Source organism: Streptomyces sp. NPDC086077 (assembly GCF_040686175.1).
Lineage (GTDB): Bacteria > Actinomycetota > Actinomycetes > Streptomycetales > Streptomycetaceae > Streptomyces.
In genome coordinates this window covers 1-12,989 of sequence record NZ_JBFBJT010000178.1, presented here as the reverse complement: position 1 = coordinate 12,989, position 12,989 = coordinate 1, and the positions used below count along the sequence as shown (strand labels likewise).

The window sequence follows — 12,989 nt, the reverse complement described above, 5'->3', positions numbered from 1 at the left end:
CCGCGCACCTTCGCCCGCCGCTTCCAGCAGGAGACGGGGACCACTCCGTACCGCTGGATCCTGCGCCAACGGGTGCTGCTGGCCCAGCGGTTGCTGGAAGCGACGGACGAGACGGTGGACGCGATCGCCGGCCGGACCGGGTTCGGCAACGCGGCCGCGCTGCGCCACCAGTTCGTACGGGCAGTGGGGACCACCCCCCAGGCCTACCGGCGCACGTTCAGGGGCCCGGAGGCCGCCTGAGCGCACCCGTCCCTCACCTCGGCACGGGCGTGAGCAGGAGCTTGTGCGGGCGGAGCGTGATGCCGACCCGGGTCGCGTCATCGGACCCCGGCACCTGCTCGAAGCGGTACTTCGTCGCGACCGCCGCCGTGATCAGCGTCAGCTGGGCCATCGAGAAGTGGTCGCTCGGACACTTGCGATTGCCCACACTGAACGGACTCATGGCATATTTCGGCACGTCCTTGACGCGTTCCGGAAGCCAGCGGTCGGGGTCGAACTCCAGGTTGTCCGGGTACGATCGCGCATCGCGTTGTACCGCGTACGGACTGTAGATGATGTCCGCACCGGCCGGAATGCGATAGCCGCCGAGTTCCGTGTCGGTGACCGCCCGGCGGGTGAGTATCCACACGGCGGGACGCAAACGCATCGCCTCCACGACGACATTGTTCGTGTGCGTGAGCTTCCGGACGTCCTCGAATGCGACGGGCCGGCCACCGGTCACGGATTCGACTTCGTCCCGGATCCGGTCGGCGTGTTCCGGATGCTCGGCGAGCACCTGGAGCAGCCACATGATCGTGGAAGCCACGGTTTCGCTTCCCGGGGTGAGTATCGCGACCACTTGGTCGTGGATCTCCTGTTCCCCGATGGGCTCGTCATTCTCGTCCTTCGCCTCCAGCAATGCCGTCAGCAAATCGTCCGGCTTTTGACCGGATGCCCGGCGTTCGGCCACGATCTCGTCGACCAGGAGATGCAAATCGGCCAGGGCCCGGTTGAATTCACGGTTGGCGGGCAGCGGCAACCGGTACAGCGGTCCGAGCGGTATCACCATCCGCTGGTACATGCCGCGGAACACGGTGGCGAGCGCGAGGCACAGCCGCTCCGCGCGCTCGTCCATGTACTCGCCGCGCAGCAGGCAGCGGGCCGCGATGCGCACGGCGACCCGGAAGGACTCGGAGGTGCAGTCGACGGTCTCACCGGGCCGCCAGCGGGTGGTGAGACCGTGCGCCTCCTCCTCCATGATCGCCCCGTAGGCGGGGATCGCGCCGAGCCGGAACGCGGGCTGGATGGTGCGGCGTTGCCGCCGGTGACGGGGCCCGTTGGCGGTTGCCACGCCCTCCTTGCCGAGCAGGCCCTCCAGGGACTCCCACAGGGGGCCGTCGATCTTGTAGTCGGGGCTCAGCGCCAGGGCTCCGGTGAGCTCCGGAGTGGTGACGGCGTACACCGTCTGGGGGCCGAGCCGCAGCCGGACCACGTCCCCGTGGTCGCGCAGCTGGGACATGAAGGCCAGGGGATCTCGCGCCAGCTTCCAGCCGTGGCCCAGAAGCGGGACACCGCCACCCGCGACGGGCGGCTCACGCAGCTCCGACGCCTGCTCCCGGTTCGGGGTGGCGGGCCGCACGGACTCGACGGTCATTTCTCACCTGCCGTTTCGTTGTTGACGTACGGGGGCGTGGACCGGTCGTCCCAGCTGTCGACCATGTAGCGGCCGGACTCGTGGTGGAACCAGTAGACGGAACTGAACCAGTTCCGCATATTCCCGAGGCAGGCGCGCACGGCAGCGCTCAGTTCCTTGCCGCGTACCGTGCCGTCGGCGAGAGCGTCCGCAAAGCGTAGGGCTTCCCGTTCGACGACCAGGAATTCCGCAATGCATTCCTCGACGCGCCGCCGCACTTCGACGACCGCCTCTTCGAGATTCAGCCCCTCATGGGTGATGAGACTGATTCCGAGATTGTGCACCTCGTCGCCCGCGAGTTCCTTGGGCAGTGAACAGAGGTCGTTGTACCAGGCGGCGAATTCCTGACTCAGCAGCGCCGCCCGCCGATAGGCCGGGTGTTTCCGCACGGCGTCCGGAAGTTCCTGCCCGGCGCTCGGTTCCAGCAGATCGGTCCATATCCAGTGAGCGAAGGTGAGCCGGCGCAGCGCCAGGTATTCCTCGACCGTCGGGACAATTCCTTCGGTTCGGTTGTGGAATTCCTTGTCGTATGCCTCGATCACCGTGTGGAAGTGCCGGGCGAACCGCTCGTTCCAGGTCCGGGGCAGGAACGAGAACAGCCGCAGCACACTGTCCGCGAACCCCGCCACCAGCGCATCCTCGTGGTGCAGATGGTCCTCGGGGGAGTCGAGCGCCTCGTGCAGCCGGACCCGGAGCCGGCGCCAGGCCACGGGGCGGTGGTGGACGATGTCACGGTCGTGCCGGTCGTCCCAGACGAAGAACCACGCGCTGTAGTCCGCTATCGCCTGGAGGACGTCGTCGGAGGCACCCAGGTAGTACCCCGCCATGAGATCGGTGTAGCACAGGCCGTCGGCATATTCCTCTACCTTGTCCGCCGGCATGAGCCGCTTTTCCAGGAGCCAGGTACGGGTCTTCTCCTGGAGCCTGGGCCAATACGGGTGCAATTGCCTGGGAAACGCCGCCTCGATCACCGGAAGAGACAGCGAGGGTGGGACTGCGATCGCGGTCGCGGTCGCAGTGGTGCTGTGTGGGAAAGCAGGCACGAACAAACCCCTCTCAGCCGCCAGTTGGGCACGCCCCTCCCGCTGTGCCGGGCGTGCGCCGTTGCGTAACCCCGCACCTCCCATTCAGCACCACAACTGACCGTTCTGGGAACGGATTTGCTTCATTCACTACCCGACAGTGCCGAGATTCCCCCGGCGCCTGACTGGTTCTGGATCACTCAGGACGTCCATGCGATCGAACGTGCGACGGACAGACGAACGGCGTCCGGTCAGGCCGGGGAACCTGATCGGACGCCGTGCGTGGAGGAAGGGGGAGGTGTCAGTCGTTCGCGACCACGGGGTAGCGAGGCTCGTTCTCGGCCATCTGCCGCAGCGCGTCCTTGCGTTCCCGCTTGGAGAGCCGGTCGATGTAGAGGTAGCCGTAGAGGTGGTCGGTCTCGTGCTGCAAACACCGAGCGAAGTACCCGGTGCCGCGGACCTTGATCGGGTTGCCCCGCTCGTCCTGACCCGTCACCTCGGCGTAGTCCGGGCGGGCCAGCGGCATGTACGCCGTCGGCACCGACAGGCAGCCCTCGTTGCTGTCGTCCAGCCGGCGCACCTCGGCGGGCAGTTCGACCAGCTTGGGGTTGCAGACCACGCCCGTGTGCCGGACGCCCTCGTCGTCCGGGCAGTCGTAGACGAACACCTTCAGGTCGACGCCGATCTGGTTGGCCGCCAGGCCCACGCCCTCGGCGGTGTGCTGGCTGGCGAACATGTCGGCGACCAGCTGCTGGAACTCCTCACCGAAGTCGGTGACGTCCTTGCACTCCTTGTGCAGCACCGGGTTGCCGACCACGGTGATCGGCCGCGAGGTGCCGCGGTCGCGGTACGCCTGCTCGCGCTCCTCACAGTCCTCCGAGTCGACGACGAAGCCCTCGTCGTCTACGGGGAGCACTCCCGCGTGCTGCTGATCGGTGTCCTGCTGCGCCATGACCGACGTACGCCTTCCTAGAAAAACAGGGGGGTGATGCTGATACAGGGTACGGGGAACGCGCCCTCCAGGGGCGCGGAGAAGTACGCGACCAGCCACGACGGGGTCCACGACCGGCCGACGGCCTCAGCACACCTCTTCCAGATCCCGCCAGTCCCGGGAATCGGGCGAATCCGCGACCCACCCGTCCAGCAGCCCCCGGACCAGCGAAGCCGGCGCGGCCACCCCGCACTCACGCTCCGGAACCCACAGCTGCCCGTCCGTGCGATGACCGAGCGGCCCCGGATGCCCCGGCTCGCTGTGGTCGTGCGGGTCGAGATGCTCCCCGTCGCCCTCGTCCGACGGCATCCGTGACTCGGAGCACAGCCGGCACAGCAGCCGCACGGAGGACGACCAGTCCTCCGCGGCGAACCCGGCGTCGGCGGCGAGCTGTTCCAGGGCGTCCCGGTCGGCCTCGGTGGCGGCCTCCAGGAGGACCACCCAGGTGGGCACGGGCGAGGGCGCCCACAGCTCGATCTCGTCGAACACCGGATACGAGTGCCCGGCGGCGGTGGTCCGCTCGCCGTGCGGCACCCCGTCGTGCAGGACGACCTCGCCCCAGCGCCGCCCCGACGACGGCAGCGGAATGGACAGCACCTCGATCCGCGCCGGATCCAGCCGCCGCCCCCACACCACCTCGGCCTCGCCCTCGGGCGACAGGCGTACGGCCGCGCTGCCCAGGTCCATGCCGAGGGGCTCGCCGGAGTCCGTGGCGCCGCCGGGCACGTGGAGCCCGTAGGCCTGCCAGGCGCGGCGGGCCAGGGGCCAGTCCTGCAGGGCGGTCGCGGCGATGCCGACGTTCCACCAGTCGGGTGCGCCGCTCTCCCGGTCGAGCAGGGCGACGGCCCGCAGACCGGCCGCCCGGGCCTGCTCCCAGTCGTGCCGGAACTTGTGCAGCAGGGCCAGGTTGAACCAGGACTCCGACAGCCAGGGTTCCAGGTCGGCGGCCCGCGTCAACAGCGCGCCCGCGTCCTCGTAACGACCGTCCCCGATGAGCGTGAACGCCCGGTCGGTGGCCTGCCGCCAGGAGGCGGAGGGCCGGTGCCGTCCCTTGCCGAAGATCCTCACGATTCCCGCCTGCCAGTTCCGTGGAGTGGGCTGGCCTGTGCCCCCGGACACCCTCTCCTTCGCATCCAACCACGTGCGGCTGGAGGGGCGCTCATTACCCATGGGTTACCCAGCCGAGGGCAGGGTCAGACCCTCCCTCGACAGCACCCGGGCCAGCGCCTCGACGACCTCGGGAGCGTAGTCCCCCGCGGTCCCGAGCCGCAGCTCCTCCAGCGCGGTGAGCGGCCCGCCGGGGCCCGCGTCCCGCACCTTCTCCTCGTACGCGTTCACCGCCCGCACGATCCGGGCGGCCGGCGGCTGCTCGGGGTACGGATCCGCCTGCCGCTCGACCACCACGGCGACCTCGGCGTCCACGCCGGTCTGCCGTACGACCGCGCCGCCCAGCAGCGCGATCCGGCGCTGCTCGACGCCGGGCAGCCCGGCCGTGGCGCCGGCCGGCACCGGGTCGACCAGGCTCAGCTGCCCGATGTCGTGCATCAGCGCCGCGTACTCCAGCACGGTGAGCTCCGGCCCGGTCAGGCCCATGTCCCGTCCGACGGCCCGGCTGAGCGCGGCGACCCGGCGGGCGTGCCCGGCCGGGGTGTACCCCGCGATCTCGGTGGCGCGGGCGAGGGAGGCGATGGTCTGCCGGTACGTCTTGCGGACGGCGGCGTAGCGGCGCAGGGACACCTGTGTGAGCAACAGCGGCAGACAGAACACGGGCAGCGCCCAGAGGCCGACGACCGCGACCGCGAGCGCCATCACGGCCCCCGTCGCGCAGACGGCCGACCCGATGCCGAGCATGCGGTGCAACTCGTCACGGAGCAACGGCCCGAAGGGCCAGCCGGTGCGGGAGTACGCCAGCGTGGCGGCGAGCAGGGCGTCGCACAGCGCGGTGAGGGCGAGCAGCGCGACGAGCAGCAGCGCGTAGGCGGGTCCGCTCCAGTCCGTGAAGGTGCCGCGGTTGTAGAGCGGTTGGAAGCACACGGCGGCGAACCCGACGGTGAGCACCCGCCGGGCCAGATGGTCGATCACGGGTCCGCGCCCCCGCGCGATGTTCGGCACACACCCGGCCAGCGAGGCGGCGAGCACGACACTGACGACCTGGGCGACCCCGTGCGCGCTGGGCCGCCCGGCGACCTCCCCGAGCAGCGCGTACGACAGCGCCCCGGCCGCTCCGAGGGGCGCGGCCTCCCTCGCCCGCGGTCCCGTCCAGCGGGTGAGCTCCCCGAGGGCGACGAGCGCGCCGAAGGCCAGGGCGATGCCGCGCTGTTCGAGGCCGGTCCAGAGGGTGACGCCGAGGCAGCCGGAGGCGAGGAGCGCGGCGGAGCCGCGGATCAGGGGGAGGGCCCGGCCGCGGGTCAACGGTTCGCCCCCGCCCGGCTGGAGACCGGCGGGTGCGGTGGGGTAACGGGGCGGGAGCGCACGCCCTGGGCGGTGACGACGGGGTCCCACCCGGACCGCCGTACGACCCGCACCAACGCGTCGACCATCACCGGGTCGAACTGCCGCCCCGCGCACCGCTCCAGCTCCTCCAGGGCCGCGGAGACCGGCCGGGCCCTGCTGTAGGACCGGGTGGACGTCATGGCGTCGAACGCGTCGGCCACCGCGACCACCCGCGCGGACTCGGGGATCTGCGCCCCCACGAGCCCGTAGGGATACCCGCTCCCGTCCAGCCGCTCGTGATGGTGCAGTACGGCGGCCCGGGCCTCGCCGAGGAAGGCGATCCCCCGCACCATCTCGTGCCCGTACTCCGGATGGAGCTCGATCACGCGCCGCTCCTCGGGCGTGAGCGGCCCGTCCTTGCGCAGCAGCCGTGTGGGCACCCCCAGCTTCCCCACGTCGTGCAGGATCCCGGCGAAACGCAGCACCTCGACGCGCCCGTCGTCCATGCCCAGCTCGCGCGCGATCAGCATCGAGGCCTGCCCGACCCGCTCGCTGTGCCCGCGCGTGTACTCGTCCTTGATGTCGACGGCCTGCACCAGCGCCCGGATGGTCGCCTGGTGGGCCCCGCGCTCCCGGTGGTACTGGACGAACGCCCACCAGGACACGCCCATCGGCAGCAGCACGAGCAACGCGGCCACGGGTCCGTAGGGGCTGCGCCACAGCACGGCCATCATCAGCCCGGCGAGCCCGTGCACGAGGACCGGTGCCAGTGAGCGCAGGAACAGTCCGCGCCAGGCCCGCCGTACGGGTACGCGCTCCGCGACGACGAGGATGCCGCCGTCGAGCAGGGTCTGCACCGCGCAGAAGGTCAGCACCGCGGCCGCGGCCGGCCCGAGCGCGTGGGCGACGTCCGGCGTCACCACGGCGTCCCGCCCGCCCAGCGCCCAGAACACCCGCCCGGCCGCCCACACGGTCACGACCAGCTCGGCCGCCCGCCAGATCCGCCGCAGCCCGGCGGGGCGCCGCTCGACGGGCGCCAGCAGCGCGCCCGGCAGCGCGACCAGCGCTGCGGCGGGCGGGGGCAGCAAGAACACCGCGGCGAGCAGGACCGGGTGGAAGGTGCCGGGGAAGCACCTGCGGGCCAGCCACTCCCCGCCGGCGTACAGGACGGCGAGCAGTGTCATCGCCCACCAGGGCGTGCGCAGCATGGGCAGCGGCAGCAGGCACAGCAGCGCGCCGAGGACGGCACAGGCCACGTACGCGCGTGCCTGTGCCGGAACCGACTCCATGAACGACGCCCTCCCCAGTCCCGTGCCTGTCCCGGGCCTCGGAGCCTAGGGCGGTCGGGAGGGGGCGCGGGCCGAAGGCCGGCGAATTAACGCATTCGGGTGACGAGAGCCTCGAACCCGCTGCGGAGCCACGGAGTCGGGACTAGGACTCCTGCGGAGCGGCCGTCACGTCGTGCTCGGGCACGGCCTGCCCGGAGCGGATCAGGTCGAGCCGCCCCATCACCTTGGCGCGCAGGTCGGCGGGTACGTCGTCATGACCGCAGCACCGCTTGACCAGCTTCTTCACGGCCTGCTCCAGGCCGTACTTCTCCAGGCACGGCGAGCATTCCTCGAAGTGCTGCTGGAACTTCTCGCGATCGAGGTCCGGCATCTCACTGTCGAGGAACTCGTACAGGTGGTCGAGGACCTCACTGCAGTCCGTCTCGTGCGGCTCTCCGCAGCTCATGAGCCCGAGCCTTTCGCTTCGTTCGACTCTCCGGCGCCGGCCGGGACCAGCCCACGCTCACGGGCGTAGTCCTCGAGCATGCCGCGCAACTGACGGCGGCCCCGGTGCAGCCGGGACATCACCGTACCGATGGGTGTCCCCATGATGTCCGCGATCTCCTTGTACGCAAAGCCCTCTACGTCCGCGAGATACACGGCGATGCGGAATTCCTCCGGGATGGCCTGCAGCGCCGCCTTCACGTCCGAGTCGGGCAGGTGGTCGAGCGCCTGCGACTCGGCGGAGCGCAGACCCGTCGACATGTGCGACTCGGCGCGGGCGAGCTGCCAGTCCTCGATCTCCTCGGCCGCGCTGCGCTGGGGTTCGCGCTGCTTCTTGCGGTACGAGTTGATGAAGGTGTTCGTGAGAATCCGATACAGCCAGGCCTTGAGATTGGTGCCCTCGCGGAACTGGTGGAAGGACGCGTACGCCTTGGCGTACGTCTCCTGCACCAGGTCCTCGGCATCGGCGGGGTTGCGCGTCATGCGCAGCGCCGCCGAGTACATCTGGTCGAGGTATTCGAGCGCGTCCCGCTCGAAGCGCGCACTGCGCTCCGCGGTCGTCTCCGCGCTGTTGCCCTGGCCCTCGGGCAGCTCCGCCTGGCCGTTGTCGGTCCCTGCGTCGTTACCGGTGACCGGACCCACCTCCTCGGGAATCTGGGCAGGCCCGAACCCGGTCCCACCAGAATCGGAGGATAGACGACGATCCGCACCCGCCGCCGCTCGAACAGGGGCGGTCTTCGCCGCATGCAGCACCGTCCAGTCCAGGTCAGCACGGCTGCTACGGCTCGGGCAGAAGGTCGAACCCATGCGGCGGACTTCCTCTCCTACGACGTCGGTGCTGGTCATCAGCACTTCAATCCGCCTCAACAGTGATCGGGCTCCCGGCATTCCCGGAGGGTCACCCCAGTGACCCGGTCCACCCGAGCACCGCGTCCGTGATGATCGCGACAGCCTCTTCCTGACCGATCTCCGCCCGTTTCGGCACGGCGAAGCCATGATCGCCGTAGGGCACCTCGACCAGTTCGTAGTCACCGTCCGGGAACTCCTCGGGCCTGCCGAACGGGTCGTTCCCGCCCTGTACGACGAGGGTGGGCACGCCCGCGCCGAGCAGTTCCGCGGCGCGGGACTTCTCCGGCCTGCCCGGCGGGTGCAGCGGGAAGCTGAGGGCGAGGACGGCCGCCGCGCCCAGTTCCGTCGCCGTACGGCAGGCGACCCGGGCGCCCGCGCTGCGCCCGCCCGCGACCACCGGGCGTCCCTGCGCCGCCAGCGCGGGCCAGATGCCGCGCCAGCCGGTGTCCAGCGTCTTCGGCGCCGGGGCCAGCTTCTTCCCGGCGACCCGCCAGGGCTGCTCCACGCGGGCGACGGTCACGCCGTGCCGGGGCAGGACCTGCGCCAGGGCCTTGAGGTCACGGGCCTCGATGCCGCCGCCGGCGCCGTGGCTGACGGCCAGGACGAGCCCGGCCTTCTTCGCCCGGTGCCAGGTGATGCGGGCGGTGCCGGCCTCGGTCTCGACCGTCTCGTCGGTCACATCTGGACTCACATCAGAAGAGTGTGCCCTCCACCGGCCCCTCCAGCTCCTTCAGCAGCTCGGGCCCGTTGTTGCGCACGTTGGAGACGGCGGTGGTCACCGGGTAGGCGCGCATCAGGCCGGGCGGGGGCGGGGCGAGCAGGTCGCGCAGGTCGTCGGGGTCGGTGCGGGACGGGTCGAGCCAGGAGTCCCAGCGGTCGGCGGTGAGCATCAGCGGCATCCGCGGGTGGATGTCGGCCAGCGCGTACGGGCCCTCGGCGGGGGCCACGGCCAGCTCGCCGCTCTCGGCCTCGGTCGTGATCACCGAGCAGGTGGCCCACCAGGCCCGCGGGTGGTCGTCGGGCAGCGTCCGGTCCCGCCAGAACTCGTACAGACCGGCCATCGCGAACACCGAGCCGTCGGCCGGCAGCACGAAGTACGGCTGCTTGCGCGGCCGCTTCTTCCTGCCCTCGACCTCCAGATCCCGCTCCTGTTGACCGGTGACCCACTCGTAGTAGCCGTCGGCGGGCAGGATGCAGCGCCGGGTGGCGAAGGCACGGCGGTACGCCGGCTTCTCGTGCACCGTCTCGGCGCGCGCGTTGATCATCCGGGCGCCGCCCTCGGGCGTCCTGGCCCAGGACGGGACGAGCCCCCACTTGAGCTTGCGCAGCTGCCGAACCGGGCGCGGGTCGGCCACGTCTTTCAAAGGGCGGTCGAGGACGGCGTAGACCTCTTTGGTGGGCGCCACGTTGAAATCGGGCTCCAGGGTCTCCTCCGGCTCCCACTTCTCGATCTCGAAGATTCCTGCGAGATCCTCGGGCCCACGACTGGCTGCATACCGTCCGCACATACGTGCCACACTGCCAGACCCCCGCCGAACAAAGGGAGCTCCCCGGAAACATGGACAGCACGACAGCCACGTCTCTTTGGGACGAACTCATCGGCTCCCAGCCGGACCCCGACCTGTGGGTCGTCCTCGCCACCCTGGCCGCCGCCGTCGCCGTGGTCGTCCCGCACGGGCTGTGGCGGCTGGCCCGCAACGCCGTCACGATCGCGCACGAGGGCGGCCACGGCCTGATCGCGCTGTGCACCGGCCGCACCCTGACCGGCATACGCCTGCACTCGGACACCAGCGGCCTCACCGTCAGCCGGGGCAAGCCGTACGGCATCGGCATGATCCTCACGGCCGCCGCCGGCTACACCGCTCCCCCGCTGCTCGGCCTTGGCGGCGCCGCGCTGCTCGCCTCCGGGCACATCACGCTGCTGCTGTGGGTGGCGACGGCCCTGCTGGTGGCGATGCTGGTGATGATCCGCAACGCCTACGGCGTGCTGACGGTCGTCCTGGCAGGCGGCTCGTTCCTCCTGGTCTCGTGGCTGGCCGGGCCTCAGGTGCAGGCGGCGTTCGCGTACGCGGTGGTGTGGTTCCTGCTGCTCGGCGGGGTGCGGCCGGCCTTCGAGCTCCAGACGAAGCGGCGCCGGGGCGGCGCGGGCGACTCGGACGCGGACCAGCTGTCGCGGCTGACGCACGTACCGGCGGGGCTGTGGCTGTTCTTCTTCCACGCGGTGTCGCTGAGCTCGCTGATCGGTGGCGGGCGCTGGCTCCTGGAGGTGTGAGCGGCTCGCGAGGGCGCTGCCCGGAACTGCCCGACCAGCCACAACGCACCCGCACCCGATCCACCGCGGCCCACTAGAGTGGGGCCCATGGCGCAGAACCCCGCAGACACCTCTCTCTGGCCCGCCCCGCACGCGAGCGGAGCCGTCGACGCGACGGTTCATGTGCCCGGATCCAAGTCGGTCACCAACCGCGCCCTGGTGCTCGCGGCCCTCGCCTCCGAGCCCGGCTGGCTGCGCCGCCCGCTGCGCTCCCGCGACACGCTGCTGATGGCCGGCGCCCTGCGGGCGATGGGCGTCGGCATCGAGGAGGGCGTCGGCCCCGACGGCACCGGCGAGGCGTGGCGGGTGCTCCCCGCGGGCCTGCGCGGCCCGGCGACGGTCGACGTCGGCAACGCCGGCACGGTGATGCGCTTCCTCCCGCCGGTCGCCGCGCTCGCCGACGGCCCGATCCGCTTCGACGGCGACCCGAGGTCGTACGAGCGTCCCCTGAACGGCGTCATCGACGCGCTGCGCGTGCTCGGCGCCCGGATCGACGACGACGGCCGCGGCGCACTGCCGCTGACCGTGCACGGCGGGGGCGCGCTGGACGGCGGCCCGGTCGAGATCGACGCCTCCTCGTCCTCCCAGTTCGTGAGCGCCCTGCTGCTCTCCGGCCCGCGCTACAACCAGGGCGTCGAGGTCCGCCACATCGGCTCCAGGCTGCCGTCCGTGCCGCACATCCGGATGACCGTCGACATGCTCCGCGCGGTCGGCGCGCAGGTCGACACCCCGGAGGCGGGCGGCGAGCCGAACGTGTGGCGGGTCACGCCGGGTGCCCTGCTCGGCCGGGACCTGACGGTCGAGCCGGACCTCTCCAACGCCCAGCCGTTCCTCGCGGCGGCCCTGGTCACCGGCGGCAAGGTGCTGATCCCGGACTGGCCCGCCCGCACCACCCAGCCCGGCGACCGGCTGCGGGAGATCTTCACCGAGATGGGCGGCTCCTGCGAACTGACGGAGTACGGCCTGGTCCTCACCGGATCGGGCGGGATCCATGGCATCGACGTGGACCTCGGCGACGTCGGCGAACTGACCCCCGGCGTCGCGGCGGTCGCCGCCCTCGCGGACTCCCCCTCCACGCTGCGCGGTGTCGCGCACCTGCGGCTGCACGAGACGGACCGCCTGGCCGCGCTCACCAAGGAGATCAACGAGCTCGGCGGTGACGTCACCGAAACCGCCGACGGCCTGCACATCCGCCCGCGCCGCCTGCACGGCGGGATCTTCCACACCTACGAGGACCACCGCATGGCCACCGCCGGCGCGATCATCGGCCTGGCGGTGGAGGGCGTGCAGATCGAGAACGTGGCGACGACGGCGAAGACCCTCACGGACTTCCCCGACCTGTGGACCGGGATGCTCGGGGCGTAGGGGTCACGCCATGCGCCGCTACGGCAAGCACACCGACGAGGACGACATCCGCTCCCGCCCCAACCGCAAGGGCAACCGGCCCCGTACGCACATCCGCCCGAAGCACGAGGACGCGGCCGAGGGCATGGTCCTCACCGTCGACCGGGGTCGCCTGACCTGTCTTGTCGAGGGCACCGTGGTCATGGCCATGAAGGCCCGCGAGCTGGGTCGCAAGGCGGCGGTGGTCGGCGACCGGGTCGCGCTCGTCGGCGATCTCTCCGGCAGGAAGGACACGCTGGCACGCATCGTGCGTATCGCCGAGCGCACGTCGGTGCTGCGCCGCACCGCGGACGACGACGACCCGTACGAGCGCGTGGTCGTCGCCAACGCCGACCAGCTCGCCATCGTCACCGCCCTCGCCGACCCGGAGCCCCGCCCGCGTCTGATCGACCGCTGCCTGGTGGCGGCGTACGACGGCGGCCTGGAACCGCTCCTGGTGCTGACCAAGTCGGACCTGGCCCCGCCCGGCAAGCTCCTGGAGCTGTACGGCGACCTCGACATCCCGTACGTCGTCACCAGCCGCGAGGAGCTGGAG

General features: G+C 71.3%; 14 protein-coding genes. 4 read left to right on the top strand and 10 right to left on the bottom strand.

Annotation, left to right across the window (positions count from 1 at the left end; genetic code table 11):
• Positions 1-240, top strand: a 240-nt coding sequence (locus AB0O67_RS32780; protein WP_365458173.1) for a helix-turn-helix domain-containing protein, incomplete at its 5' end; no start/stop codon positions are given.
• Positions 241-253: 13 nt separating this feature from the next.
• On the opposite strand, the gene AB0O67_RS32775 is transcribed toward AB0O67_RS32780, so the two are convergent.
• The 10 genes from AB0O67_RS32775 to AB0O67_RS32730 form a co-directional block, all read right to left on the bottom strand.
• Complete coding sequence (locus AB0O67_RS32775) at positions 254-1,633, bottom strand: cytochrome P450 (protein WP_365458170.1); 1,380 nt, start codon at positions 1,631-1,633, stop codon at positions 254-256.
• The gene (gene cyc1, locus AB0O67_RS32770) at positions 1,630-2,715 is read right to left on the bottom strand and encodes an epi-isozizaene synthase (protein ID WP_365458176.1); all 1,086 of its coding nucleotides are present in this window, start codon (positions 2,713-2,715) and stop codon (positions 1,630-1,632) included. Before cyc1 ends, AB0O67_RS32775 begins: the two co-directional genes overlap by 4 nt.
• 280 nt (positions 2,716-2,995) lie before the next feature.
• The gene (gene def, locus AB0O67_RS32765) at positions 2,996-3,646 is read right to left on the bottom strand and encodes a peptide deformylase (RefSeq protein ID WP_365458166.1); all 651 of its coding nucleotides are present in this window, start codon (positions 3,644-3,646) and stop codon (positions 2,996-2,998) included.
• A gap of 126 nt (positions 3,647-3,772) precedes the next feature.
• On the bottom strand, positions 3,773-4,753 hold the full coding sequence (locus AB0O67_RS32760; RefSeq protein ID WP_365458163.1) for a hypothetical protein: 981 nt from the start codon (positions 4,751-4,753) through the stop codon (positions 3,773-3,775).
• A 105-nt stretch (positions 4,754-4,858) separates the two neighbouring features.
• The gene (locus AB0O67_RS32755; RefSeq protein WP_365458160.1) at positions 4,859-6,097 is read right to left on the bottom strand and encodes an HD domain-containing protein; all 1,239 of its coding nucleotides are present in this window, start codon (positions 6,095-6,097) and stop codon (positions 4,859-4,861) included.
• On the bottom strand, positions 6,094-7,407 hold the full coding sequence (locus tag AB0O67_RS32750; RefSeq protein ID WP_365458157.1) for an HD-GYP domain-containing protein: 1,314 nt from the start codon (positions 7,405-7,407) through the stop codon (positions 6,094-6,096). Before AB0O67_RS32750 ends, AB0O67_RS32755 begins: the two co-directional genes overlap by 4 nt.
• Positions 7,408-7,549: 142 nt before the next feature.
• The gene (gene rsrA, locus AB0O67_RS32745; RefSeq protein ID WP_365458154.1) at positions 7,550-7,852 is read right to left on the bottom strand and encodes a mycothiol system anti-sigma-R factor; all 303 of its coding nucleotides are present in this window, start codon (positions 7,850-7,852) and stop codon (positions 7,550-7,552) included.
• Positions 7,849-8,532, bottom strand: a complete 684-nt coding sequence (gene sigR / locus AB0O67_RS32740) for an RNA polymerase sigma factor SigR (RefSeq protein WP_365458151.1) — start codon at positions 8,530-8,532, stop codon at positions 7,849-7,851. The genes rsrA and sigR overlap by 4 nt, the downstream gene beginning before the upstream one ends.
• A 256-nt stretch (positions 8,533-8,788) precedes the next feature.
• Complete coding sequence (locus tag AB0O67_RS32735; RefSeq protein ID WP_365458148.1) at positions 8,789-9,430, bottom strand: alpha/beta family hydrolase; 642 nt, start codon at positions 9,428-9,430, stop codon at positions 8,789-8,791.
• Position 9,431: 1 nt separating this feature from the next.
• Positions 9,432-10,247 (bottom strand): SOS response-associated peptidase, encoded by an 816-nt coding sequence (locus AB0O67_RS32730; protein ID WP_365458145.1) that lies wholly within the window; start codon positions 10,245-10,247, stop codon positions 9,432-9,434.
• 50 nt (positions 10,248-10,297) lie between these two features.
• Between AB0O67_RS32730 and AB0O67_RS32725 the strand changes: the two genes are divergently transcribed.
• The 3 genes from AB0O67_RS32725 to rsgA form a co-directional block, all read left to right on the top strand.
• Positions 10,298-11,011: a M50 family metallopeptidase gene (locus AB0O67_RS32725; protein ID WP_365458142.1), complete on the top strand. Its 714-nt coding sequence runs from the start codon at positions 10,298-10,300 to the stop codon at positions 11,009-11,011.
• Positions 11,012-11,098: 87 nt separating this feature from the next.
• Positions 11,099-12,415 (top strand): 3-phosphoshikimate 1-carboxyvinyltransferase, encoded by a 1,317-nt coding sequence (gene aroA, locus AB0O67_RS32720; protein ID WP_365458139.1) that lies wholly within the window; start codon positions 11,099-11,101, stop codon positions 12,413-12,415.
• A 10-nt stretch (positions 12,416-12,425) separates the two neighbouring features.
• On the top strand, positions 12,426-12,989 hold a 564-nt coding region (gene rsgA / locus AB0O67_RS32715), incomplete at its 3' end, for a GTPase RsgA (RefSeq protein ID WP_365458136.1).